The 25,878-nt window shown below is 58.3% G+C and carries 23 protein-coding genes; 11 read left to right on the top strand and 12 right to left on the bottom strand.

Annotated features, from left to right (window positions below):
- Positions 1-18 precede the first annotated feature (18 nt).
- The 4 genes from D9N14_RS19740 to D9N14_RS19725 all read right to left on the bottom strand — a co-directional run bounded on the left by D9N14_RS19740 (position 19) and on the right by D9N14_RS19725 (position 3,963).
- The gene (locus D9N14_RS19740; protein WP_290582989.1) at positions 19-858 is read right to left on the bottom strand and encodes a hypothetical protein; all 840 of its coding nucleotides are present in this window, start codon (positions 856-858) and stop codon (positions 19-21) included.
- A 4-nt stretch (positions 859-862) separates the two neighbouring features.
- A complete protein-coding gene (locus D9N14_RS19735; RefSeq protein WP_290582988.1) occupies positions 863-1,486 on the bottom strand; it encodes a hypothetical protein in 624 nt (207 codons plus the stop codon).
- A 52-nt stretch (positions 1,487-1,538) separates the two neighbouring features.
- Complete coding sequence (locus tag D9N14_RS19730) at positions 1,539-3,224, bottom strand: cytochrome P450 (RefSeq protein WP_290582987.1); 1,686 nt, start codon at positions 3,222-3,224, stop codon at positions 1,539-1,541.
- Positions 3,225-3,507: 283 nt separating this feature from the next.
- Positions 3,508-3,963, bottom strand: coding sequence for a hypothetical protein (locus D9N14_RS19725; protein WP_290582985.1), 456 nt, complete (start codon positions 3,961-3,963; stop codon positions 3,508-3,510).
- Between the two features lie 322 nt (positions 3,964-4,285).
- Here D9N14_RS19725 and D9N14_RS19720 point away from each other — a divergent pair, with 322 nt between their 5' ends.
- From D9N14_RS19720 to D9N14_RS19700, 5 genes are read left to right on the top strand one after another with little or no spacing between them, the layout of a single operon-like run.
- Positions 4,286-4,897, top strand: coding sequence for a TetR/AcrR family transcriptional regulator (locus tag D9N14_RS19720; protein ID WP_290582983.1), 612 nt, complete (start codon positions 4,286-4,288; stop codon positions 4,895-4,897).
- A 1-nt stretch (position 4,898) separates the two neighbouring features.
- Entirely contained in the window at positions 4,899-6,617 is a 1,719-nt protein-coding gene (locus D9N14_RS19715) for a GMC family oxidoreductase (protein ID WP_290582981.1), read from the top strand.
- A gap of 3 nt (positions 6,618-6,620) precedes the next feature.
- Entirely contained in the window at positions 6,621-8,234 is a 1,614-nt protein-coding gene (locus tag D9N14_RS19710) for an aldehyde dehydrogenase family protein (protein ID WP_290582979.1), read from the top strand.
- A gap of 16 nt (positions 8,235-8,250) precedes the next feature.
- On the top strand, positions 8,251-8,928 hold the full coding sequence (locus D9N14_RS19705) for a sterol desaturase family protein (protein WP_290582977.1): 678 nt from the start codon (positions 8,251-8,253) through the stop codon (positions 8,926-8,928).
- A 55-nt stretch (positions 8,929-8,983) separates the two neighbouring features.
- Complete coding sequence (locus tag D9N14_RS19700; RefSeq protein ID WP_290582975.1) at positions 8,984-10,006, top strand: NAD-dependent epimerase/dehydratase family protein; 1,023 nt, start codon at positions 8,984-8,986, stop codon at positions 10,004-10,006.
- Positions 10,007-10,170: 164 nt separating this feature from the next.
- Here the strand turns inward: D9N14_RS19700 and D9N14_RS19695 are convergent, their stop codons facing one another.
- The 6 genes from D9N14_RS19695 to argS form a co-directional block, all read right to left on the bottom strand.
- The gene (locus D9N14_RS19695) at positions 10,171-10,548 is read right to left on the bottom strand and encodes a DUF971 domain-containing protein (protein ID WP_290582973.1); all 378 of its coding nucleotides are present in this window, start codon (positions 10,546-10,548) and stop codon (positions 10,171-10,173) included.
- A gap of 12 nt (positions 10,549-10,560) precedes the next feature.
- The gene (hslU, locus tag D9N14_RS19690) at positions 10,561-11,907 is read right to left on the bottom strand and encodes an HslU--HslV peptidase ATPase subunit (RefSeq protein WP_290582971.1); all 1,347 of its coding nucleotides are present in this window, start codon (positions 11,905-11,907) and stop codon (positions 10,561-10,563) included.
- On the bottom strand, positions 11,907-12,449 hold the full coding sequence (gene hslV / locus D9N14_RS19685; protein ID WP_290582969.1) for an ATP-dependent protease subunit HslV: 543 nt from the start codon (positions 12,447-12,449) through the stop codon (positions 11,907-11,909). The genes hslU and hslV overlap by 1 nt, the downstream gene beginning before the upstream one ends.
- Before the next feature lie 78 nt (positions 12,450-12,527).
- The gene (locus tag D9N14_RS19680; RefSeq protein WP_290582967.1) at positions 12,528-13,037 is read right to left on the bottom strand and encodes an SPOR domain-containing protein; all 510 of its coding nucleotides are present in this window, start codon (positions 13,035-13,037) and stop codon (positions 12,528-12,530) included.
- 23 nt (positions 13,038-13,060) lie between these two features.
- Positions 13,061-13,549 (bottom strand): hypothetical protein, encoded by a 489-nt coding sequence (locus D9N14_RS19675; RefSeq protein WP_290582965.1) that lies wholly within the window; start codon positions 13,547-13,549, stop codon positions 13,061-13,063.
- A gap of 22 nt (positions 13,550-13,571) precedes the next feature.
- Complete coding sequence (argS, locus tag D9N14_RS19670; RefSeq protein ID WP_290582963.1) at positions 13,572-15,344, bottom strand: arginine--tRNA ligase; 1,773 nt, start codon at positions 15,342-15,344, stop codon at positions 13,572-13,574.
- A 265-nt stretch (positions 15,345-15,609) separates the two neighbouring features.
- Between argS and D9N14_RS19665 the strand changes: the two genes are divergently transcribed.
- From D9N14_RS19665 to D9N14_RS19655, 3 genes are all read left to right on the top strand, one after another.
- Entirely contained in the window at positions 15,610-16,779 is a 1,170-nt protein-coding gene (locus D9N14_RS19665) for a GGDEF domain-containing protein (protein ID WP_290582961.1), read from the top strand.
- On the top strand, positions 16,754-17,920 hold the full coding sequence (locus D9N14_RS19660) for a GGDEF domain-containing protein (RefSeq protein WP_290582959.1): 1,167 nt from the start codon (positions 16,754-16,756) through the stop codon (positions 17,918-17,920). Before D9N14_RS19665 ends, D9N14_RS19660 begins: the two co-directional genes overlap by 26 nt.
- 354 nt (positions 17,921-18,274) lie before the next feature.
- On the top strand, positions 18,275-19,978 hold the full coding sequence (locus D9N14_RS19655; protein WP_290582957.1) for a P-loop NTPase fold protein: 1,704 nt from the start codon (positions 18,275-18,277) through the stop codon (positions 19,976-19,978).
- A 25-nt stretch (positions 19,979-20,003) separates the two neighbouring features.
- Here D9N14_RS19655 and D9N14_RS19650 read toward each other — a convergent pair whose 3' ends face one another.
- Positions 20,004-22,226 (bottom strand): primosomal protein N', encoded by a 2,223-nt coding sequence (locus D9N14_RS19650; protein WP_290582955.1) that lies wholly within the window; start codon positions 22,224-22,226, stop codon positions 20,004-20,006.
- Positions 22,227-22,430: 204 nt separating this feature from the next.
- Between D9N14_RS19650 and rpmE the strand changes: the two genes are divergently transcribed.
- The 3 genes from rpmE (at position 22,431) to D9N14_RS19635 (ending at position 24,996) form a co-directional block, all read left to right on the top strand.
- Positions 22,431-22,646 (top strand): 50S ribosomal protein L31, encoded by a 216-nt coding sequence (rpmE, locus tag D9N14_RS19645; protein WP_290582953.1) that lies wholly within the window; start codon positions 22,431-22,433, stop codon positions 22,644-22,646.
- Positions 22,647-22,666: 20 nt separating this feature from the next.
- Positions 22,667-23,521, top strand: a complete 855-nt coding sequence (locus D9N14_RS19640) for a thermonuclease family protein (RefSeq protein ID WP_290582951.1) — start codon at positions 22,667-22,669, stop codon at positions 23,519-23,521.
- A gap of 206 nt (positions 23,522-23,727) precedes the next feature.
- A complete protein-coding gene (locus D9N14_RS19635) occupies positions 23,728-24,996 on the top strand; it encodes a malic enzyme-like NAD(P)-binding protein (protein WP_290582949.1) in 1,269 nt (422 codons plus the stop codon).
- A gap of 81 nt (positions 24,997-25,077) precedes the next feature.
- On the opposite strand, the gene crp is transcribed toward D9N14_RS19635, so the two are convergent.
- Positions 25,078-25,710: a cAMP-activated global transcriptional regulator CRP gene (gene crp, locus D9N14_RS19630; protein WP_290582947.1), complete on the bottom strand. Its 633-nt coding sequence runs from the start codon at positions 25,708-25,710 to the stop codon at positions 25,078-25,080.
- Between the last annotated feature and the right edge of the window lie 168 nt (positions 25,711-25,878).

Genomic DNA, 25,878 nt, shown 5'->3' with positions numbered 1-25,878 from the left:
GCGTTTGGTGCCTTGGCGTTACAGTTGTTCGATGCCGTGTGTACATATTTCCAGAAGGTAGAACACCAGCATACTGGCACTGAGGCCCGCGCTGCAGACCATCGCCAGACTCCAGGGCCGGGATTTGTGCTCATCCAGGAAATAAAAAATCGGAAAACTGGCAATGAAATAGGTGGCATAGATCAGGGAGCCGAAGGCCAGCATGGCGGGCATGTTGGTGTAGTAAAAACTGCTGGCCATCAGGGGGTTGGCCATGGCTTTGGTTTCCATCCAGGCCCAGGCGTAACCCACCAGCAGCGTCAGCGGCAAAAACAGCAGCCCTTTCAGGGGTAAGCCGGAACTCATCAGGCGGCGTAAGACCAGCACGGCGGTGGTGTGGTAGGTCATGAAGTAGGCGTGGGTATAAAAGTACATGATCACCGGCACCGGCTGGTCGTTGTGGCCCACCAATGCCGGGTCCAGGGTGGTGGTGGCGTTGGGGAAGTGATAGACCATGCCCAGCACATCGAAAAAGTATTCTGAACCGAAATAGTTGCCAAAGACGCTGAAAATGGCGATGTAAAGGTTGGCTTTGAGCCAATAGCTTTGCCGCCAGGGCGTGCCCAGCGCCTTTGGGTAAAGGAACATGGGCAACACCAGCAGCGGCAGTGCCACCGACAGTGAATGCAGCAGCAACGCGGTGTCGCTGAAGGTAGCCTGCCAACCGGTGAACATCATCATCGCCATGGACAGCATCCAGAGGGGACTGTAGGCCAGGAAGAATTTCTCTCCCCAGGCCCGGTCCGGATTGTCGGAAAACCAGCGCGGTTGATTGGAGGACAGGGGCAGCGTGCCCAGGGTGGCGGATGATGGAGTCATGAGTTCACTTCCCTGTGATGGCGATTTTGACCATGGCGATGAAGTTGCGGAATGTTTCCCAGCGGGATAAATCCGGGCGCAGTTTGCGGTGGCCGGGCAGCAGTTCACCCCTGGCCTGACGGTGAATTTTTTCTTTCACCACCGGTTCCAGCAATCCGGCCCCGGCCAATTCAAAGAACAGGGCTTTGGCGTTGCCCAGGTCGAAGAAATCCCGTTGCCACTTCCATTGAAAATTGCCGGCGTATTCAAACCAGCTGCCGCCGATGCCGGAGATTTCGTAATAGGTGCCATCCGGCCGTTTGAAGGGCGCCCGTTGTTTCCAGAATCCGATCACGGTGCCACGTTTCTCATCAATAATGATGTCGTGATACGGGTACTGCCATTCTTCAAAGCCTTTCATCTGATAGCCCAGGGCTATGTCGCAGATCTCCTTGCGGCCGTGGGCCACAAACTCTTCATTGGGGCCGATGTTCCAGCCGTATTCGGCGTCCTCGGTGTACATGGGGCCCAGGTACTTGGTCCAGTTGCCTTCCTGTTCGGCGTCGCGATTGGCCTGCAGCCAGCGCTCCACCATTTCCTCCAGCTCCTGGCGGGTGCAAACGGGGATATTGGTTTCCTGTGCGGTCATGGTGTGGTTCCCTTTTGGTATAAATCTGTTTGTTAAAGGTCAATTGGGTGTGTCATTCGGTTTCGATGCTGAGCGCCTGATTAGGGCAGTGGGCGACGGCCCGCTGTGCCTGTTCCAGATTGCGAAGCAGCGGGGTTTCCTCCACCAGGTGCAGGGTGCTGCTGCTGTCCACCTGGAACAGTTCCGGGGCTTCGCCCATGCACATGGCATGACCCTGGCACAGTTGCCGGTCCACTTTGATACGGAAACGCCCGGGTGCGGGGCTGCTCGCCGGAGTTTGTGACGGGTTCTGTAAAGCGTTGTGTATTGGACAGCCTCCGCCTGGCGCGGGCTCTGCGGTGGTTGCCACGGAGCGTTGCTGCACGCCTGCCCGCAACCGGTAGCGCACCCGGCAGGGGGATTTGGGTTGCACGATCATCTCGCCGTAGTCGTCCACGTAGGTGTGGGGCGGGTCCACCAGTTCGAAATCGTAGCGCCGCAGCAGTACCGCAAAAATGGCTTTGATCTGGAACATGGCAAAGGCGTTGCCGGAACACTTATGCTTGCCACCGCCGAACGGCTGGTACGCCATCAGGTTTTTATCCTGGCTGCGGGGTTGGGTGTAGCGGTCCGGGTCGAATACCTCCGGGTTGTCGAACAGGTGTTGCATGCGGTGGGTCACCGGCGGGCTGGCCCAGACCATGTCGCCTTTGCGAATGGTGTAGTCCTTGAATTGCAGGTCCTCGGCCACCTGGCGCATCAGCACGATCAACGGCGGATGCAGGCGCAGCACTTCCTTCAGGGTGTTTTCCAGTTTGGGGATTTCCCGCAGGCTTTGAAAATTGACCTCGCCATCGATGCCAAACAATTGGTCCAGCTCCTGGCGCACATCGCGCAGGATGTGGGGGTGCTTGAGCAATTCCAGCAACACCCAGGCTGCCGTGCCGGAACTGGTGTGGTGCCCGGCAAAAATAGCGGCCACCAGTATGCCGGTGATTTCATCGGTGCTCAGTTCACTGCCGTCGTCGTAGCGGGTGTCGATCAGCATCTGGAACATGTCGGTGGGTTTTTCCGCTTGTTGTTCCCGCTTGCGAACGATGTCCCGTACCAATTCATGCAAGCGTTGACGCGCTTTGTCCCGCTTGCGGAAGGAGGGCAGCGGCAGGTTGGGAAAACTGTAGGCCAGCGCGTTCACCCCTTTTTCCAGGTCATGGTAGATGGCGGCAAACTCGTCGGTGAGCTCGTAGCGGAACTCCCGCCCCAGCAGGCAATGGCTGGCGGTGTTGATGGTGAGCTGCTTCATGGCCGCCACCAGGTCCACTTCCCCTTCGCTGCCCCACTGGCGCGACAGATCTTCAATTTCGATCAGGATCTTATCCGCGTGGTTGCGCATGGCCTCGCCCCGCAGCGCCGGCATCAACATGCGCAGCTGCTGGTTTTTGCGGTCGATGGGGGCGTCGAACACGATGCCCTCACCGAAGATGGGCGTCATCAGCTTATAGGCGGCGGATTGATCCAGTTGCTCATCACTGGAGCGATAGAACAGGGTGCTGGCTTCATCCCCGGTCAACAGAATCATGCGTTGGTTGAAGATTTTGAACTGGGCGATCTCCCCCAATTCATCGGAGACCCGTTTCATGAACAGAAAAGGATTGCGGGCGAAGGGGACCATGTGCCCCAGCAAGGGCAGTCCGCCGCGCAGGGCCGGTGGCTCTTTGCCTGCCAAGTGATTGTTGTTTAAGGCTTCTACGTCCGCCATAAGCAATACCTCTGTGCCGTGATTCTTGTTATTGGGTACTGCGCTGCTCCCAGCATCGGGTTCGATACTAAACGACTTTACATATACTGTATAGGTGTAAAGTCATAAAAATATTGAAGCCTGGAGAAGGGCAAGAATCGGCAGGCGGCACGGAGTTTGAGGGGAAAGAAAACCGTTGTTGAGGTGTGGGAGGCGGCCGTGACCCTGTACTGAGTGCCGGCCAGGGACACTCAGTACAGGGTTGGCTTGAAGATTTTGAAAGGCTGGTGCTGGCGGGTTGGGTTTATCCGGCCAGATTCAGGGCGGTGATGCTGTCCGCCCGCACCGGCTGCGGGAAGGTCATGTGATCGCGGGTTACATAGGCCGCCATATCCCATTCCCGGATCATCAGTGCCAGGTACCAGACACCCGGGGGAGGAGTCTGCGCCTGCTGTTCATGGTAGAGGTTGCGGTAGCAGTTCTGGCCACTAAGAGGCTGCAGTGAGCAGCCGGCAACCAGGTGGCCGCCAAAAAAGGCGCCGCCCTGATACGGTGCAGGCAGGGCCCACAATTCCAGAGACAGGCTGCCGCTCAGGTTGCCGGGCGTGCGGTTGTTGGCGATCTCGTCGGCGTGCAGAGCAATCCGGTCGTTCACCAGGTTATATCCACTGTGTCCGTTGAGGGAGATTTCCCGAACCGGGCTGGGAATCAGCGCCAGACGGGTCGGCGGTAAAAGCAATTGGTTCGGTGATGGCTCCATGTTGGGCTCCCGGGATTCAAGTGACGGCAGACAGGCTGTCATAGCCGATCAGGGCAGGCGATTATATCCATCTGATGTGAAGATTCTATACTTTTCTGCCTGAATCAACGGTTGGCGATACTTTGTCGTACGCATCGCATGTTATTTCACCTAAGTAGCTGAGCGTGCCAGACGCATGTGTTGTGAATTGGTGGGCCGCGCTTTTTCTCCGCCGGAAAAATCATCTTCTAAACGACTTTACATATTGTGTATATATGTAAAGTGTGTAAGACTCCTTGCCATCGTCATCTTTCGTGCATCGAAGCAGTAGTGGGACAGCCTTATGAAGTCAGCCAAAAACACCAATCCGGATACCCAGCAACGTATCGTCGAGGCCACCGTACGTTGTGTGAAGAAGTGGGGAATCGCCAAGGTGACCCTCAACGACATTGCCAAAGAGGCCGGGGTGACCCGTCCCACTGTGTACAGCTATTTCAGCAATCGCGATGAAGTGGTGCAGTTTGCCATGTTGCAGTCAGCCTACGGTTTTGCCCAGAAGCTGTTGCGACACATCGAAGAGTATGAGTCGCCGGAGGAGCGCACCATTGAGGCGGTGATGTTTGCGCTGAAACGGCTGCCCAACGAACCCTACCTGGAGTTGATGGCCGATTCCGGATTGGCGGACATCATGAATGAAAATGCCCTGCGGGCAGAAGAGGGCAACGAGATACGACGTTCCATTTTCCGCTTGATATTCCGCGGGCTGGACGTTGAGGGTGAAGAGCTGGATGAGATTGTCGAGGTGTCCACCCGTTTTGTGCTGTCGCTGCTGACCGTGAAAAGCGAGAAGAAACGCAGTGACAAGGAGATGCGGGCGTTCCTCTGTCGGCGGCTGTTGCCCGCTCTGGGATTGGACCCCACTGCTGCGGCAGTGGTCAAACTGGTTAAAGGATAATATGGATACGGATGCATACGATTATATTGTAGTGGGAGGTGGTTCAGCAGGTTGTATTGCAGCGGCCCGCCTGGCGCAAGCCAGCTCACACCGGGTGCTGTTGCTGGAAGTGGGTGACCCCGCCAACATCAATCCGGAAACCCTGGCGGCGGATGGCTTTAAAGATGCATTTGCCAATGATCGGGTGATGTGGGATCGCATGAGCACCCGCCAACCGGAGTGCGGCAAACGCTCGCTGTATGTGGGCACCGGCACGGGTATGGGCGGCAGTGGTGCCGTCAACGGCATGGTGTACACCCGCGGTGATCGCCAGGACTTTGAGCAGTGGCCACCGGGATGGCAGTGGGCGGATGTGGCCCCGGCATTCGCTGAAGTGGAAGCCCTGCTCAAACCCCGTCCGCGCCCGGCCAGTGCGTTCACCGATCTGTTTATCCGCGCCGCCGGCAAGCTGGGCTTCAAGCGCAAGGACGGATTAAACGATGGAGACCTGAACGGCACCATCGGTTACAACGACATGAATTACGAAGGCGCGTTTCGGCGCCATTCCTATGCGGCGTTCCTGCGCAACCGGGAGTTGCCCAACCTGACGGTGCTGACCCAGGCCCGTTGCCACAAGATTCTGTTCGAAGACAAGCGCGCCGTGGGAGTGCAATATGAGCGCCATGGCCGCGTTGGCATTGTGCGGGCGCAACAGGAAATCATATTGTGTGCGGGCGCCCTGGAAACCCCCAAGTTGCTGATGCTGTCCGGCATTGGACCCCACTGGCAATTGCAACAACACAACATTCCGGTGGTGCACCGTCTGGACGGCATCGGCCAGAACCTGCAGGATCACCCCAACGTCTGTTTATTCTATCGAGCCAGGAATACCATAGATTTCGGTTATCCGCAGCTCTATGGCTTTCATCATGTGAGCCCGGCTTCCCACTTGCCGGACACGCAGCCGGACACCTGCTTTGTTTTGTTCTCTGCCCCTTCAGCGTTAAAACATTCCATGAAGCGTATGTTGCCCTTGATGCTGCTGCCGGGTGTGCTTTATCGCCAGCGCTGGTTGCGGCGCAGTATTCGAACGTTAATTGAGTGGGCCTTTTTGCTGCCGCCCCTGCAGCACTACGTGGAGCGCATCTACGGCATCGTGGTGATTTTGGGGAAACCTTTGTCCCGCGGATCGGTGACGCTGGCTTCCCGCAACCCGGAAGATCAGGCGCAGATTGATCCGGCCTACTATCGCCACCCTGCAGACCTGCAGACTCTGGTGGCCGGAGTGGAACTGGCGAAGGCCATCGCCCAGCAGAGTGAGATGGTGCAATGGGGTAACCAGGGTCTGGTACGGGCGGTGAACCGTCAGCATCCGCAACAGGTGGCCGACTGGATTAAAGGCGCCACCATGACCACCTTTCATTTTTGCGGCACCTGTGCCATGGGGGAGGACCCAGACAGTCCGGTGGATACCCAGTTACGGGTGAAAGGGGTGGCAGGCCTGCGGGTGGCCGACGCCTCGGTGATGCCGGTGATTCCGGTATCCGCCCTTAACGCCCCCAGCATGATGATCGGTTGGCGGGTGGTGGACTTTATTCTGAAGCCGAAAACATCACAACAACAACCCGAGCAGGAAGGTGCCGCAAAAAAACGTACAGCGCGCACTGGTCCGAAGAATAAGGGAGCCACTAATAAGGCAACCACTAAAAAGGGAAGCACGCCGATATCGGCGGAAGGATAAGGTATGACTGCAGAAGCGCTGATCAAACAACAAAGTGAGCGGCAGACCCAGGGTGCCGAGCCACCCGCGGAGCGGATTGCCTGTGTGAATCCGGCCACCGGAGAAATATTGGGGGAGGTGATGGCCACTCCGCCGGAGCAGGTGGCCCAGTGTGTGGAGCGGGCGCGTGTGGCGCAGCGGCGGTGGGCCCAAAGCTCGTTCAGGCAACGCCGGGCTGTGTTGGGGCATATTCTGGATTACGTGCTGGCCCATGCGGACGAGCTCTGTGACGAGATCGTCAGGGATTCCGGCAAAACCTATGAGAACGCCATGCTGGGGGAAATCCTGCCCATCTGCAACAAACTCAAGTGGACCATGAAGTACGGGGAAAAGTATCTGCAACCGGAAGCCGTTCGCTCCGGCATGCTGATGCACAAGAAAGGCCGTATTGAGTATCACCCGCTGGGTGTGGTGGCCTGCATTATTCCCTGGAATTATCCGCTGCAGAATATCTTGAGTTCGCTGGTGGCGCCCTTGATGGCGGGCAATGGGGTGGTGTTGAAGGCGTCAGAGATGGTGGCCTGGTCCAGTGCCCGTTTTCAACGCATCACTGACCAGGCGCTGGAGAAAGAAGGTTTCTCCAAAGACCTGGTGCAGATCATCAACGGCTATGGAGCGACCGGTGCGGCACTGGTCCGGGGTGGTGTGCAGAAAGTGCTGTTTATCGGCTCGGTCAACAATGGCCGCCGCATCATCGAAGGCAGCGCTGAGCATTTGACACCGGTGGTGATGGAGTTGGGCGGCAAGGATCCATTTATTGTCTGCCCCGATGCCGATATGGAGCGGGCAGTGCATTCGGCCTTGGGGGGCACCTTTATCAACCTGGGGCAGAACTGCATCGCCTCTGAGCGCATTCTGGTGTTCGATACAGTGTACGACCGTTTTGTGGCGCAATTGTCGCAGCAGGCTGCCGGACTGCGCCAGGGCGTGCCGGATCGCAACGGCTCAGTGGATGTGGGGGCGATTACCTCCCCACACCAGATCGCCCTCATCGATCGGCTGGTGTCCGCGGCATTACAACAGGGCGCGCGAGCGCTCGTCGGTGGCCAGATCAAGCCCATGGGCAACGGCCAGTTTTATCCACCCACTATTCTGGTGGATGTGACACCGGACATGGAAATCGCTTACAGCGAGGTGTTCGGGCCGGTGATGCTGATCTTCAAAGTGCGGGATGAGGCGGAGGCGGTGGCCCTGGCCAATGCAACGGAGTTTGGTTTGCACTCCACGGTGATGAGCAATGACCGGGCGCAGGCGGAGCGCATCGCAACGCAACTGGAGGCGGGGGCAACCTGCATCAACGACTTCGGGCTTTGTTACCTGAATCAGGATCTGCCGTTCGGGGGCGTCAAGTACTCCGGCTTTGGCCGTATGAATGGGCGGGATGGGTTGCGCGCCTACACCAACCAGAAAGCGGTGCTGACCGACCGCTTTGGCTTCGGCGTGCCACCCAAACTGTTTCCGGTCAAGCCCGGTGATTATGACAAGGGCCGGGAAACCGTACGCCTGTTGTTTTCCAGAAGCGTGCGTCAGCGCCTGCGCAGTCTGTGCAGCCTGGTGTGGCTGGCACTGAAAAAATAAGAAGGAGGGAACGGCAATGACCATGGGATTTTTTATCGCACTCGGCTGCATTCTGGTATTCGATGGCGTGGTAATGGCTTTTTTTGCCTGGGCGGTGCACTCACCCCGCTTTGCCCGCTATCGAATCCGGACACCGGACCGGCAGCGCATCAGCAACGGGCGCAAGGCCGTTAATATTGCGCTCAATGCCCTGTTGGCACTGTCATTCTTTGCTTTTGTATTTGTGTATTTCGGTGACAATCTGATTGCGGCCGAGTCCGTGCCCGGTGTGATGATCTTCGGCGAGGTGTTGGCCTCTTTGATGCTGTACGATTTCATGTATTACTTTCTGCATCGGGGTATGCATCATCCGAAGTTCATGAAATACGTGCATGGGGTGCATCATTATGTGCGCTTTCCCACGTCGGCGGAAAGCATCTTTCTGCACCCGGTGGAGAACATCGCGGGCCTGGGGTTGTTGTGCATTGCCATTGCCATCGTGGGGCCCATCAGCGCAGTGTCGTTCCTGATGGTGTTCTTTATTCATCACGTGGCCAATATTCTGGTGCATTCCAATCTGGTGCTGCCGCATCCGGCGTTCAAGCTTTTTAATTTCTGGGCCATCAAGCATGACATTCATCATGGCAAGCACCTGAACCGGAATTATGCGTCCATCTTTCCCTTCTGGGATCAGATGTTCGGCACCTACGCCTAATGAATGCTGATACAAAACCTGTAAATAAAACCCTGATAATAAGAAGAGAGCAGCCATGGACAAGCGAAATATTCTGGTGACGGGCGGTTGCGGATTTATCGGCAGCAACCTGGTGAACGGTTTGGTGGACGCGGGTCACCGGGTGACGGTGCTGGATTTCGGTGGCAAACCCTTTCGCGATGATGTGACGTTTCTGAACATCAATATCTGTGACCGGGATGCCGTGATCAAGGCCTGTGAAGGTATGGACACCATCGTACACAATGCCTCTATCGTGCACACCAAACACAATCAGGAATCCATCATCTGGGATGTGAATTACAAGGGCAGTTTGCATGTGATGGAAGCCTGTCGTGTGCATGCCATTCCACGCCTGGTGTACATCAGTTCCGCCAGTGCCGTCTACGAAGGGGAAGACATCGCCAACGGGGATGAAACCCTGCCCTATTCCTCCATCTCGCAGGCGCCCTATGCCGACAGTAAAATTCAGGCGGAGAAGGAGATACTCGCCTTCAGTGGCACCACGGTAACACAATGCTGTGCCATTCGCCCCCATGTGGTGTTTGGCGCTGGCGATAATCGTTTCATGCCGGCCATTCTGCAAAAGGCCCAGGAAGGTAAACTGAAACGGGCCATCGGCAATCGGGACAAACTGTCGGATTTCACCTATGTGTCCAACCTGGTGGATGCTGTGGTGATGGCGGAGGAGAAGCTGGTGGCGGGCGCGCCGGTGTGTGGGCAGGCCTATTTCATCACCAACGGCGAGCCGATGGCGTTTTTTGATTTTATCGAGAAGGTGCTGTTACAACTGGGCTATCCGGCCATCACCGGAAAAGTGCCTTATTGGCTGGCGTATTCGGTGGCGGCGATTGCTGAGGGCATTGATACGTTGAAGGGCGGGACACTGAATGCGGAAAATGGTCTTACCCGTTTTTCGGTGCGCTATATGGTGACCCATCATTACTTTTCCATTGACAAGGCGTGGCGGGATTTTGGCTGGAAACCGAAGGTGTCGCTGGAAGAGGGAATTCGATTGACGGTGGCCGCATTGAAACAGGAGCAGGTGCGGGCGGCTTGAAGGTCGTGGCGAGTTTGCGTCGCTTCGTAGATCGATCAGAAGAGGGCGAGCCTTCGTGAAACGCTGCAAGCACATCCCTGTGCGCTCGACAGCGGCCGTCCATGGCCGCTGACGTTCACGAAGGCTCGCCCTCTTCTGATCTTGTTCGTGCTACTGCGGCAAACTCAATCCGCCTTCCAAACCCCGATCATGCCCGGCTCCCGTTTCTCACCAGCCTTCTGCAGCTGGTCCAGGTAATCCTGCCACAATGCCGCCTTCTCCAGGCACAGCTTGTGCAAATAGCTCCAGGAATAAAGTCCGGAATCATGGCCATCGTCAAACGTGATTTTTACCGCGTAGTTGCCCACCGGCTCCAGATTGCGAATGGTCACAAAACGTTTTCCGGTTTGCAGTATGGGCTGGCCATGGCCCTGCACCTCCGCTGACGGCGACAACACCCGCAGCATTTCGTAACTCAGGCGATGGTGCTCACCGGCAAACACCAGCTCCATTTCCCTGGATTCGGTGTGCAGCTTGATTTCGGTGGGGACGGGTGTGGTCATAGTCGAATCCAATTACAGAATATAACGGCTCAGGTCTTCGTCACCGGCCAGGGTGCCCAGGCGCTCGTCCACATACTGTGGTGTGATGACAAACGGGTTTTGTTCTGTGTTCATGGACATGTCGGCCGCGTCAAACGAGATCTCTTCCAACAGCCGCTCCATCACTGTATGCAAACGGCGGGCGCCAATGTTTTCCGTGCGCTCGTTCACCTGCCAGGCCACCTCTGCCAGGCGGCGAATAGCATCCGGCTGGAACGCCAGCTTGAGGCCTTCGGTTTCAATCAGGGCCCGGTATTGCTCGGTCAGTGATGCATTGGGTTCCGTCAGGATGCGCTCAAAATCGTCTGCAGTCAGGGCCTGCAGTTCCACCCGGATCGGCAGGCGGCCCTGCAGTTCGGGCACCAGGTCCGACGGTTTGGCCAGGTGGAAAGCGCCGGAGGCGATAAACAGGATGTGATCGGTTTTCACCATGCCGTACTTGGTGCTCACCGTGCAGCCTTCGATCAAGGGTAACAGATCCCGCTGCACCCCTTCCCGGGACACATCCGTGCCGCTGGTTTCGGAGCGCTTGGCCACCTTGTCGATTTCATCCAGAAACACAATGCCGTTTTGCTCCACCGCTTCCACCGCTTTGATCTTGAGCTCTTCCTCGTTCACCAGTTTGGCGGCTTCTTCATCCCGCACCAGCTTATAGGCTTCACCCACTTTCATGCGGCGCTTTTTCTTTTTGCCGGTGTTGAGATTGGAGAACATGTTCTGCAGTTGGCTGGTCATTTCCTCCATGCCCGGTGGTGCCATGATCTCGACCCCAACGGAGGCAGCGGCCACGTCGATCTCGATTTCCTTGTCGTCCAGCTGGCCTTCCCGCAGTTTTTTGCGGAACATCTGGCGGGTGGTGGATTCGTCATCCTTGGATTCCGCGTTATTGCCCCATTGATCCCGGGCCGGTGGAATCAAGGCATCCAGAATGCGGTCTTCGGCGGCGTCTTCGGCTTTGCTGCGATTCTGCACCATCTGTTCTTCCCGCATCATTTTCACCGCACCGTCCACCAGGTCGCGGATGATGGATTCCACGTCACGGCCCACGTAACCCACCTCCGTGAATTTGGTGGCTTCCACTTTGATGAAGGGGGCTTTGGCCAGTTTGGCCAGGCGGCGGGCGATTTCGGTTTTACCCACACCGGTGGGGCCGATCATGAGGATGTTCTTGGGCGAGATCTCGCTGCGCAGCTCCTGGGGCAACTGCATCCGGCGCCAGCGGTTGCGCAAGGCCACGGCCACGGCGCGCTTGGCATCCTGCTGGCCAATGATGTGTCGATTCAGTTCGTCAACGATTTCCCGGGGTGTCATGTTGGACATTAGGCGCAATCCAGTTCTTCGATGGTTAGATTGTGGTTGGTGTAGATGCAGATGTCCGCGGCAATGCGCAGACCCTTTTCCACGATGTCGCGGGCTTCCAATTCGGTGTTGTCCAGCAGGGCGCGGGCGGCGGATTGGGCGAAGGGGCCGCCGGAGCCGATGGCGATCAGGTCGTCCTCCGGCTGGATCACGTCGCCGTTGCCGGTGATGATCAGGGAGGCATCCTTGTCGGCCACCGCCAGTAGGGCTTCCAGGCGGCGCAGGGCGCGATCGGTGCGCCAGTCTTTGGCCAATTCTACGGCGGCGCGGGTCAGGTTGCCCTGGTGCTTTTCCAGCTTGGCCTCAAAGCGCTCGAACAGGGTGAACGCGTCGGCGGTGCCGCCGGCGAAACCCGCCAGCACTTTGTCGTTATAGAGGCGGCGTACTTTGCGGGCATTGCCTTTCATCACGGTATTGCCCAGGCTGACCTGGCCGTCGCCGCCGATGACCACTTTACCATTGCGGCGGGCTGAGAGAATGGTGGTGCCTCGATATTGTTCCACGGAGATTCCTTGTACGGTCGATGGGGCGTTAGCACTGGGTGCGTTGTGTGCACTAAGCCAGTCATATGGGGGCGGATTCTACTTTTTCAAGCGCAGCACAATGTGCTCGATGTGGTTCTCGGCCAGGGTGGTTTTGGCGGCCTCGAGTTCCGAGGGGGTCTCGAATGGGCCGACCTGAACCCGATGCCAGGCTTCGCCCGGGCCCAGCTCCACTTTCTGGATCTTGACGTCCAGCCCCATGAGGATCAGCTCTGCGCGGCGATGGTCGGCTTCCTGGGCTGAGCGGAAGGAGCCGGTCTGGATCAGGAACCGGTCCTGGGGGCTGGGGGTGGGAGCGGCCTTGCCGGGCTCAGGTTCCTCCGGTGCAGGGGCCACCACTTCCCGGTCCGGCAACAGGGTGTAAAAATCGAACTTGGGGCTCTCTTTGCCGGATTTGGGAAAACCGGGGGCGCTGACCTCGATCTCCTTCATCTGCCGGTCGGTGGGCTTGATCCCGGCCAGGTAGTACAAAAAGGCCAGAAACAGGCCAGTGACCACTCCGGTGAAAAGCCAGACCCAGGCCGGTAATGTGGAATCGGATTTTGCCAACGGTTCATTCCCCCTGTTGCAGATTATTGATTGGTTGGCGGTTGTGTGACTTCCTGATTGGCGCGGGCGCAGAAGAATTCGTGTGTTTCATCCGGCACGGACTTGCGCAGATCACCCAGGCATTTGGCGTAAGATTCAAATGGCTTCACTTTGAAATCGTTTTCCCGCATATCCAGTTGATAGATGTAATCGTAACCGGCAGCAGGATGCCAGGCTGAGATGTTATAGCTGGATGTACGGCAGAAATAGTTCATATTGGCGGACAGGCCTTTGCCTTTGTGCACCACATGACCATAGTATTGCCACTGACCCATGCGACCAAGATAAATCTCTCGTTCGCAGGTTTTGATATCGGTAACCGCCCGATCATAAAAGAACACCACCTTAGTGTAAGTGGTGCCTTGAATGTTGAGTTTTCCCAGCAGGAAAACCGGGTTTTCTGCCAGTGCCGTAGTTGATATGAAAAAACTCGACACCAACAGGATCAGTGAGCCCGATACCCTTTTAAGCATGTGAAATCCTTGATTCTTTGTTCTACATTTTTTCCGGCGCACTCACGCCCAGCAGGCTGAGTCCGTTGGCAATCACATTCTTCACTGCAATGGCCATGGCCATGCGCCCGTTGCGCAGGGTGTCGTCTTCCACCAGAACCTTGTTGCCGTTGTACCAGGTGTGAAAATCCTGGGCCAGGTCGCGCAGGGCATAGGTCAATTGATGGGGGGCCCGGTTGCGGGCTGCGTTGGCCACGGCTTCCGGCCAGGCCGCCAGGCGCTTGGCCAGATCCTCGATATTGGATTCCGGCAGTTCCGGTAAGGCGGCCAGGCCGGCGCTCTGATCATAGCTCAGGTTGCGCTCTTCCAGCTCCCGCATCATGCTGCACACCCGGGCGTGAGCATACTGCAGGTAGAACACCGGGTTGTCGGCAGTCTGGGAGCGGGCCAGGTCGATGTCGAACTCCAGGTGCTGCTCCGGCGACCGAGTCAGATAAAAGAAGCGAGTGGCGTCGTTGCCGGCTTCCTCAATCAGTTGCGACAGGGTGACGAAATTGCCGGAGCGCTTGCCCATGCGGCCGGAGGACAGGGTGACAAACTGGATCAGGGCCACATGGAACAGGTCGCCCTTGCCGGTGAGGGCCTCGATGGCGGCTTTGACCCGGGCAATATAGCCATGGTGGTCCGCACCCCAGACGTCGATCAGGTTCTCAAAGCCCCGGTCCAGCTTGTCCAGATGGTAGGCCACATCGGCGGCAAAATAGGTGTGCAGCCCGTTATCCCGGATCAGCACGCGGTCTTTCTCATCCCCCAGCTCCGAGGTGCGCAGCCAGATGGCGCCGTCCTGTTCGTACACGTGACCCCGCTCCCGCAGACGCTCAATGGCTTTTTCGATGGCGCCGGTCTGTTCCAGGGTACGCTCGGAAAACCACTGGTCGAATTCCACATTGAAGGCTTTGAGCGTGGCGCGGATGGCATCCAGTTGCGCATTGAGGCCAAAATCCTGCACCGCGCGATAGCCGTCTCCCAACAGGTTACGGACCTTGTCGATAAGGGCGTCCAGATGCCTTTCCTTCGCCATCTTGATCGCATCCCCTTCACCGTCGGGGTCTTCCGGCAACCCCGCCAGTACGGTGCTGTAGGGGTGGAAATACTGCTTGCTCACGGCATTGAACAGATTGCTGCCACACTCCTGCACATACTCCCCCGGGTAGGCACGGGACGGAATCGTCACGCTTTCGCCACAGGCTTCCAGATAGCGCAGGTACACCGACACCGCCAGCACATCCGCCTGGCGTCCGGCGTCGTTGATGTAGTATTCCCGGTGCACCGCATAACCGGTGACCCGCAGCAGGTTGGCCAGGGCCGAGCCGTAGGCCGCGCCGCGGCCATGACCCACGTGCATGGGGCCGGTGGGGTTGGCGGACACATACTCCAGCAGCACCTTCTCACCCTGGCCCACGTTGGGGGAGCAGAAAGCCTCGGTGTCGCTCAGCACCTGCTCCACCACGGCAAAGCGGGTGGCGTCGTTCATGAAAAAGTTGATAAAGCCGGGGCCGGCGATGTCCACCTGGGTGATGGCATCGTTCTGCGGCAGGTGATCCACGATCAGCTGGGCCAGGTCGCGGGGCTTTTTACCCGCCGGTTTGGCCAGAATCATGGCCAGGTTGGTGGCAAAATCCCCGTGACTTTTGTCTCTGGTGCGATCCACCTGAATTCGCCGCGGCGCGTCCTCCGGGATGACGCCCTGGGCAATCAGGTTGTCAAAGGTGGCTTCCAGCAGGGCTTGTAGCGCGTCTTTCGTGGGAACTGTCATGGGAACTGTGCTTCGCTCGATAGATGGATGTTGGCGGATTCGGAAAATAGCCGCGTATTATGGCGGTTTGGCGCGGTGAATGCCAGAAGGCCGGCCCCGCCGCCAGACGGGCACGCTGAGCTAACTGGTTAAGTTAATTACAGATTGTATGCAAAGGTAGCGCTGCGTAACGAATCGTATTATGACGTTGTCCGCGCTGGCTACCGGCTTGTCAGTATGCAAAATGAGACGAACGTCCCCACGATTATAATAATACGGACACCCCATGTTGCAGATCATCCGCAATTTCCTGATCCACGCCACCCCGGCCCAGCGCTGCATTCTGGTGGTGTGCCTCGACAGTCCGTTCCTGCTGGCGTTCATGGGGGCGCAGAGCGCCGGTTTGTTCGTGGAGGAATGGCGGCAACTGCTGGTGCCCAAATACATCATCGCCGCCAACGTGGTACTGGGCACTGTGTTGTTGGTGTACCTGATCACAGTGCTGCGCCTGTGGCGGAACCGTAAAAATCCGACCCCCTTGCCCAAAACCACCATCCTGGTGGCCACCTGTGCCGGCATCGGCCATGCCTGCGAGGCGTTCCTGGGGGGCAATCTGACCTATCCCTCCAACCTGGTGATCGTGGGCATTATTCCCATCGGCATCCTGATTCTCGATCTGCGCTCGGTGATCATCGGTGCTGCGGTGGGGCTCAGCTTCTACGCCGTCAATGATATGGCCATCTACGCCGGGTTGCTGGACTACGCTCCCGGTTACAGCCCGCAGGCCTTTGCCGGTGGCAGGCACCATGTGATGGCCGAAGTGATGCGCTCCGGGGTGCTCTATGTGAGTGTGGTGGCCTATGTGCTGATCGCCTGGGTGATGTTCGATCAATACGACTATCACCGTACCCGTCTGTCGGCGCTGTCGCGGCTGGACGCCCATACCGGCCTGGCCAATCGACGCCATTTTTTCCAGCGCCTGGAGGAGGAATGCGAACGCCAGCGCCGTACCGGTCAGCCCCTGTGTCTGGTGATGATCGACGCCGATCACTTCAAGCGCATCAATGATACTTACGGCCACCTGATGGGGGATGTGGTGCTGCGGGGCATCGCCGAAGTGCTGGCGCGGCACATGCGGGTGCCGGCGGATCTGCCGGCCCGGGTGGGTGGTGAGGAGTTTGCCATTCTGCTGCCGGAAACGGACCTGGACGGTGCCTTGCGGGTGTGTCGGCGGGTGGAGAAAAGCCTGCAGACCCTGCCGTTCTTCTGTTCCGGCAAGAGCTTCACCGTGACCCTCAGCATGGGGGTGGTGGAAAGCCGGGACCTGCTGGCGGAAAACCTGGTGCATTACGCCGACGCCAACCTGTACAAGGCAAAAGCCCGCGGGCGGGACACCGTGGTGGCGACCGTGGAAGAGGAGGTGCTGCCCCGTGCAAGCGTGGCTTCTCTGGCTTGAAAGCTGGTTTCGTCAGCAACGGGATATCACTGCCTGCCTGGTGATGTCCCTGTTGCCGTTTCCACTCTACCTGGTGTTTCTGTTGATGCCGTTCGTGGCCATGGCGGACCCGGAATACCAGGGCATCTATAACTGGGAAGTGGTGCCGTTCATCCAGATCATTGTACTGCTGTGTGCGCTGGTGCTGGCGGGCGTTGCGGTGTACTGCTGGTCCCGCCGTCGTTCTGACGAAGATCATCCCTGGTTGAGCCTGATCACCGTCACCGTCACGTTTCTGGTGGTCACCTCCATCAGTGTGGCCTACGGCTACAAGGATTCCCCCCTGATGCTGTTGTGCCTGGGCCTGATGCTGCTGGTGCGGGCCCTGTTCAAAGCCGAGGTCTACAAACCCATCTCGGTAGTGCTGGGATTGATGTTCCTGTTCTATGAGATCGGCTTCTGGACGGAATCCCTGGACTACGCCCCCATGCTCACCCAGCCGATTTTTCTCGGTGACGGTCTCAATGCCTGGTGGGCGTTCTGGTTGCGGATTATTTACTTCGGCGTGGCCATTCCCATGCTGATCATGTTCATGGTGCTGGGCTATTTCATGAACCGGGAGAAGCAGGAGCTGGAACGGCTGGTGGTGATGGATTCGCTCACCGGGATTCATAACCGCTCCCATTTCATCGCCTGCCTGGATCAGGAAGGGCGTCGGCACAGCCGCCGGCAGCAGCCCATGTGTGTGTTGATGTGCGACGTGGACCACTTCAAACAGGTGAATGACACCTGGGGACACCCGGCGGGGGATGAGGTGTTGAAAGCCGTCGGTCATATCCTCACGCAGAGCACCCGGGCCACCGGCGATGTGGTGGCGCGATTCGGGGGCGAGGAGTTCGTGGTGCTGTTGCCCAATACCCGCTTGTCCCAGGGGCAGAAAGTGGGGGAGAAAATCCGCAAATACCTGAGCCATCATATTTTTGGCGAGGGGGATGAATCCTTTCAGGTGACCATGAGCATCGGTGTCGCCCAGGTCAATGACGGGGATGGCGAACTGGCCCTGAAGGTGGCGGACGATAATCTGTATCAGGCCAAAGCCCGGGGGCGGGACCAGCTGGTGGCGGGGCTGGCCCATCAGCGCGGCAGCCTGGAATGCCTGTAGCGGAACACCCGGACACGGTGTCGAAAGCTTTTACATTGGCCACCGGTCCTGACCCTGTGGTTTTGTTTAAGTTATTGTAATTTAACGATATGTTGAAGTTGGTATCGCGCTTGCTTAGTTCAGGGCAGGAAATGGTACGTTGTTTACTACCCTGTTGACAGCACACCGTTTTACCTTCAAGCGTTAAGTAGCCCGCAGAGTATCAGCCTGCGGGTTTTTTTTTGCGCCGAACTTTGTGGGTTGCAGGTTTGCGGCAGGGTTGCTGCAGGTTTGTTGGTTGTGGAAAGTGGGCAACCCGCAATAAGTGAGTTAGGGTTAAGGTATCACGCTGAGCAGAACAGGATACCCCCCCCGGTGAGCGCACCTCCGGAAGACAAGGGACACACCCGGCCGATCCCCACCCGGTCTACCAAAACGCACTTTACCGACAGCACGACCGACAGCACGGTCGAGCCCATCCCGGTGCCCGCGTACCTGCCCTCACGGCGCCAAAGTGCAGAGCGTATCAGTGACCAGGACCGCCTCAATCGGAGCCGCCTGGTGGAGGCGCTTGCCACTGTACTCACCGGGGACAACGACCACCACCAGACCATCGGCTTGCTTGGGGATTGGGGGGTGGGCAAATCCACCACCGTGCACCTGCTCAAACAGGCCCTCTGGCAGCGGCGCCGGCAGCAACCGTTTATCTTTGGCACCTTCAACGCCTGGGAATACGAGCACACGGATAACCTGCAGGCGGGCATGGCCCAGGAAATGCTGAAGGCGCTCACCAGTTTTCCCCAGGCCCCGGACACCGGTTTTCGGGCAGGATGGCGCCCGCTGCTGTGGTGGTGCGGCGTGCGGCTTCCGTTGCTGTTCCGCTTTGCGGTGGCGTTGCATGGTCCACGCCTGTTGCTGTTGGCGGTACTGCTGTTATTGGCCCTGTGGAATCTCAGTTGGCAGGATCTGGAGAACATGGCCAGCGCCACCATGGCCGCCGGTGCCGGCGCGCAAGTGATGGTGGGCGGCGGCGCCCTGGTGCTGGTGGTGATGCTGCTGCGTCAGGCCAAGGCCCTGCTGGCCATGCCCCTGGCCAAGGAATGGATGACTTATCTGAAGCTGCCGGATTATGGCCAGCACCTGGGGTCCATTCCAGTTATGCGCAAACACATCCATACCCTGTGCAAGGTGCGGCTGAACCCCTGGTTCGGGCCCCGCCAGCGCCTTTTGTTTCTGGTGGATGACCTGGATCGCTGTGGCCAGGAAGGGATCGTGAAAGTATTCGAGGCCGTGCGGTTGGTATTGGATATTCCCCAGGTGACGGTCATCATAGCCGTGGACCAGCGCATCGCCCTGGCGGCACTGGCCCTGCACTACGAAGCGCTGGCCGAGCATCACGAGCTTAGCCATCCCCAGGCCATCGCCCGGGACTATCTGGCCAAAGTCATACACATGCCCATCACCCTGACCCCGGCGGATGCCCGCTCCATCGATGCCTTTCTGGAATCCATCTGGGAGGAAACCGCAGGCGGGCCGCGCCCAGGTACACCGGTCACTCCGGAATCCCCAGCCCCGCCAGCAGGCGCTGCCGTCGGCCTCAGCGATGCCCAGAAAAAGTTGTTCAAACGCTGGGTGCAGCACTTCGGCTTCACCAACCCCCGACAACTGAAACGATTGCATAACAGCTACAATCTGTTGCGTCACTACTACGGTGACGAGGGACGGGTCAGTGGCGGCGAATCCAGCCTGCTGGATGGTTTCACCTCGGATCTGGGTTCCCCCATGCTGATCACCCTGTTTGCACTGGAATACATCCACAGTCTGGAGCACGCCGAGTTACGGGGGCGTTTGCTGCAGCGGGTAAACCAGGCGCGGGAACGTTCTTTTCAGGAGGAAGGGGATGAGGCGGTCGCTGATGCGGACCCCCAGGGCCGAATTACGGCGGACGTACTGCAGGTGATCACCGGCAAACTGAATCAGGAGGTTTCCCTGGTGCAGGCAGTGCAGCCTTTTGTGCTGCCCAGTATCGTGCAAGAGCACGCTGGGGAGCCAGAGACTCCTACCGTAGAATCCCGCTGAGGTTGCAAACCCCAGCCCGGTAGAATCAATCCAGTGTCACCGGGTCGACATCCACACTCCACTTCAGGCGATTGCCGGCTTCCTGTTCGATTTTTTTTACCGCTTGCTTCAGCAGCTGTTGCAGGGCCGGGCGTTGTTCCCCCCGCAGCATCAATTGAAAGCGGAAGCGGCGGGCCTTCTTCGGCATCAGGGCCGGTGCCGGCCCCCATACCTCCACTCCCAATGCCTGCGCCATGGGTTGCAGCCAGCGCTCCACCTGATTGAGAAACTGCGAGGCCTGCCGTGGGTCCTGACTTTCCGCCCGCAACAGCGCCAGGTAACCGAACGGAGGCATGCCCATCAAGCGGCGTTCGTTGCACAGCTCGGTGGCGAATTCCCCGTAGCCAGCGCTGAGCAGCGTCTGCAGCAGGGGGTGGCCCGGCTGGTGGGTTTGCAAAAACACCAGACCCTGATCAGCGCCCCGGCCGGCCCGGCCGGCCACCTGCAGCAACAGCTGCGCGGTGTGCTCGGTGGCGCGAAAATCCGCCGCGAACAACCCGGCATCAATGTCACAGACCGCCACCAGGGTGACCTTGGGAAAGTGGTGGCCTTTGGCCAGCATCTGGGTGCCCACCAGAATGCAGGGTTCGCCGGAATGAATCCGCTCCAGGTGTTTGGCCATAGCCTGTTTGCGTTGGGTGGTGTCCCGGTCGATGCGAATCACCGGAAACTTGGGAAACAGGCTGGTGAGGTTGTCCTCCAGGCGCTCGGTGCCCATGCCGATGGGGCGCAGATCGGTGCTCTTACAATGACCGCAGTAACGGGGGATGGCCAGTTGGTGGTTACAGTGATGGCAATGCAGGTGCGCCGGGTTGGCGTGGCAGGTCATGCGGTGATCGCAGTGGGGGCATTCCTTGAACCAGCCGCAGTCATGACACATCAGTACCGGTGCATAGCCGCGGCGGTTGATGAACACCAACACCTGTTGACGGGCCTGCAGGCGGCTCTCCATTTCGGTCAACAGTTCCGGCGCCATGCCGTGGGTGAGGGCTTTCTGCCGGATATCCAGCACCCGGAAGCGGGGCGGCATGGCGTCTCCCGCGCGGCGGCTCAGGGTCAGGTGTTCGTAACGTCCGCTGCGGGCATTGTGCAGGGATTCCAGAGTGGGGGTCGCACTCCCCAGCACCACGGGAACGCCCAGTTTCTGCGCCCGGATCACCGCCAGGTCGCGGGCATTGTAGCGGAAGCCTTCCTGCTGTTTGTATGACAGGTCGTGCTCCTCATCGACAATGATCATGCCCAGGTTTTCCATGGGGCAAAGCAGGGCAGAGCGGGTGCCGAGCACGATGGCCGCCTCCCCGTTGCGCACTTTGCGCCAGTTGGTGAGCCGTTCCCGATCCGTCAGGTGCGAATGGAAGCTCACCACCGGCACCGCAAAACGATGCTGAAAACGCTGCAGGGTCTGGGGGGTCAGGCCGATTTCCGGCACCAGCACCATGGCCTGCTTGCCCTGCTGCAGGCAGTGATGAATGGCCTGCAGATAGACCTCGGTTTTGCCGCTGCCGGTCACCCCTTCCAGCAGGAAGGTGCGAAATCCTTCGCACTGGACGATGGGTTGCAGGGCATGGCGTTGTTCCTCATTGAGGGTCAGCGGACTTTCCGCCAACAGCCGCTCCCGTTGCCAGTGCTGGCGCGGCGGGCGATCCTCATGCTGGTCCACCAGGCCTTTCTCCTGCAGGGCCCGCAACGTGGCCGCTTCAATGTCGAAGCCTTTCAGCAACGGTTGATGCAGCCCTTCCGGGTGCTCCCGCAACACTTCAATGGCGTGCAACTGACGCTTGGCCCGGCCCAACTGGTCCAGCCCGATGAGGCGGCCTTTCTGGGTCAGCTTCCAGCGTGTGGTGATCTCTTCCCAGGATTCATCTTTATTGCGCAGCAGGGTGGGCAGGGCGTGGGCATACACATCTCCCAGGGGGTGGTGGTAGTAGTCCGCTGCCCAGCGACACAGTGCCACCAGGTCTGGCCCCAGGGCGGCTTCATCATCCAGCAACCCGGTGATGGTTTTGAGGTTGTCGTCACCGTAGCTGGAATGGGGGATGACCCCATGCACAATACCGATCAGCTGGCGCTTGCCGAACGGTACTTTCACCCGGGTGCCCGGCTGCAGCAGGTTGACCGGGGTGTCCGGCTTGGGCAGGTAATCGAAAGTGCGCCGCAGGGGCACTGGCAAAGCCACTTGAATGATGGTGTGGGGTCCGGGCTTGGCCATAAAAAACGTAGCAATTCCAGAGGGTTAGTGTGTGTTGATCTGAAAAGGGCAGTAAAGGTTAATGCTTTGCTTGCCAATTTGCCACACTTTGGTATGATTCGCGCCCTTGTATACGATACTCGTATTGCGAATATTCAATTAATCCATGCGGTACCCGGCACCGGATCGGGCGGCGGCATGCACTGAGAGAGATCAGGTGACACCATGAAAGAAGGCATTCATCCAGCTTATAACGACATCAAGGCCACTTGCACCTGCGGCAACGTGATCGAGACCCGTTCCACTCTGAAAGAAGACATTCACCTGGACGTATGCTCTGCCTGCCATCCGTTCTACACCGGTCAGCAGAAAGTGGTGGATACTGGTGGTCGTATCGACAAATTCAAGAAGCGCTTTGGCGCGGTGCGTCGCTCCAAGTAAGCGAACCGCGATTCCAGTCCATGGAAACACGGCAAAAGACGCTGAAAAAGGCTCCCATGGGGGCCTTTTTTATTGCCTGTCTGTTCAGTATGCAGGCGTTTGCCCTGTGTGCGCTGGAGCCGGATCTGGCGGTGGAAACCGTTCAGGTGAAGGACGTGTTCGACGGGGATACGGTGCGGTTGGTGGATGGGCGCAAGGTGCGCCTGGTGGGCATCAATACACCTGAGGTGGCCCATGGCGGCAAACCGGCAGAACCCCTGGGGGACGATGCCAGGGTCCAGCTGCAGTCCATGCTCAAGCAACAGCCCATCCGGCTGCTGGTGGGGAAAGACAGCCACGATCACTATGGCCGCGTACTGGGGCACCTGTTCGACGGCCAGGGCAACAGCATCATTGCAGGATTGTTGCAGCAGGGGGCCGGATTCCAGGTGGCTATTGTGCCGAACCTGCGGTATGTGGATTGCTATCAAGCGGCCCAGCAGCAGGCCCGGGAGGCCCGGCTTGGGGTGTGGGGCGAACCCTATTATGACCCTATTGCGGCCACCAGTGACGACCTGAAAGGGGGGTATGCCCGGATCAAAGGGCAAGTTGAATCGGTTTCCCTGAGCAAAAAAGCCATCTTTGTGGAGCTGGAGGGGCAGGTGTCCCTGAAGATCGAACGCAGTGCCGCTCCTTATATAGACGAAGCCCTGTTGGACCGGCTGGTGGGGTTGTCCAGGGTGACCCGGCCGGATGCGGCACTGTGGCTGGAGGCCCGGGGCTGGCTTTCGGATCGCCTCACCTGGAGCGGAGCCGCTCCGGAAAAAGTCCGGAAAGGCCAACAGAAGCGCTATCAAATGAAGATTACCCACCAGGTTGCCTGGCAGATCCTGTAATCTGTCTAATCTTTTATTGAGAGGCTCCAGTGATTTCGATATGCTACACCACCCTCGCTGAAGCCGGCTTCAGCAGGGGGTTTGAGGCATTTTCGGCATCCTGGCAGCACCGACGTCAGCGCCGTTCAAGCACCGATAAAATGGGGCGGAAGCCTTATTCCAACCCAAAGTAGTATCGCCAACCCATCAATGGGAAGCAGAATTTTATGTCAGATTTGAAACAAGCTGCACTCGACTATCATGCCAAACCGCGTCCTGGCAAAGTCAGTGTGGAGCTAACCAAGCCTACCGAAACCGCCCGTGACCTGTCCCTGGCGTACAGCCCTGGTGTGGCTGAACCGGTACGTGAGATCGCCCGTGACCCTGAAACCGCCTACCGCTATACCAATAAAGGTAACCTGGTGGCCGTGATCAGTGATGGCACAGCAATTCTCGGCCTGGGGAATCTGGGCGGGCTGGCCAGTAAGCCGGTTATGGAAGGCAAGGGCGTTCTGTTCAAGCGCTTTGCCGGTATCGACGTGTTCGATATCGAGGTGGACGCAGAAAGCACGCAAGCCTTCATCGACACGGTAAAACGCATTTCCCCTACTTTTGGTGGCATCAATCTGGAAGACATCAAGGCGCCGGAATGCTTCGAGATCGAACGGGTGCTGGTGGAGCAGTGCAATATCCCCGTATTCCACGACGATCAGCATGGCACGGCCATCATCGCAGCGGCCGGCCTGATCAATGCGCTGGAGCTGCAGAACAAGAAAATTGAGGATATTTCCATCGTCTGTATCGGTGCCGGTGCCGCTGGTGTGGCGACCCTGAAACTGATCATGGAAATGGGTGCCCGTAAAGAGAACATTTATGTGTTGGACCGTAACGGTGTGATTCATTCCGGCCGTACCGACCTGAACCAGTTCAAAGCTGCGTTTGCCCACGACACCGAAAAGCGTACCCTGGAAGATGCCCTGGCCGGTGCGGACGTGTTTATCGGTGTGTCCAGCGCGAATCTGCTGACCCCCGAGATGCTCAACCTGATGGCGCCCAACCCCGTGGTGTTCGCCCTGGCCAACCCTGATCCGGAGATTCGTCCGGAGCTGGCCTATGACACCCGTGACGACGTCATTGTAGCCACCGGTCGCAGCGATTACCCCAACCAGGTGAACAACGTGCTGGGCTTTCCTTATATTTTCCGGGGAGCCTTGGATGTGCGTGCTGCGCGCATCAATGAAGAGATGAAGATCGCGGCGGTTCACGCCATCAGCCAGCTGGCAAAAGAGCCGGTTCCGCAGGTGGTGAAAGATGCCTACGACGGTATCGAGCTGGAGTTTGGCCGGGATTACATCATTCCCAAGCCCACTGACCCCCGATTGTTGGGTGCGGTTTCTGCCGCGGTGGCCCGTGCGGCGGTGGACAGCGGTGTGGCCACCCGGCCCTATCCAGCCCATTATCCCCTCAATACGTTGGATGATATCCAGTACATCTAAGGTGCGCTGCCCGCCAGGGCACCTCGAGACGGTAACGAAAAAGGCCACCCTGAGGTGGCCTTTTTCGTTTTGGGGTATGCGCTAGCGAGTGCCGTACACCACCATGGTTTTGCCTTTCACCTGAATCAGTCCTTGCTCTTCCAGGCTTTTCAGTACGCGGCCCACCATTTCCCGGGAGCAGCCCACGATGCGACCGATCTCCTGCCGGGTGATCTTGATTTGCATGCCGTCGGGGTGGGTCATGGCTTCCGGTTGTTTGCACAGGTCAATCAGGGTGCGGGCCACCCGGCCGGTCACATCCAGAAACGCCAGGTCACCCACTTTGCGGGTGGTGGCACGCAGGCGCCCGGCAATCTGGGCGCTTACCGCGAACAGGATGTCGGCGTCTTCCTTGGCCAGTTGCTTGAATTTGTTGTAGCTGATTTCCGCCACTTCGCATTCGGTTTTGGCGCGGATCCAGGCGCTGCGACCGGCGGCTTCGTCGAACAGTCCCATCTCCCCGAAGAAGTCCCCTTCGTTCAGGTAAGCCATGATCATCTCGCGGCCGTCGTCATCCTCGATCACCACCATCACCGTGCCCTTGATGATGTAATAAAGGGCGTCGGAGTCATCGCCTGCGTAAATCAGCGTGCTTTTGGCAGGATATTTACGGCGGTGACAATGTGCCAGAAAGTTTTCCGTGTCTGGAATCAAGCGATTTGGTTTTAACGTCATTTCATGACCCGGTAATTGTTGTGATGGTTCGAGCGCGCTCGATGATGACTAATGAGCATCCGCTGATGAATGTCAGCTAAGTTATTCATATATTCATTATGGCCCTAAATACCATGTGTCGCTACTTTTGCGCGTCTCGGTGGCGTGCAGCATGGGGGGCAGCTTGGT

Origin of the sequence: Ketobacter sp., assembly GCF_003671495.1 — a bacterium.
In the GTDB taxonomy this organism is placed as follows: domain Bacteria; phylum Pseudomonadota; class Gammaproteobacteria; order Pseudomonadales; family Ketobacteraceae; genus Ketobacter.
This window is presented reverse-complemented; position numbering and strand designations above follow the sequence as displayed.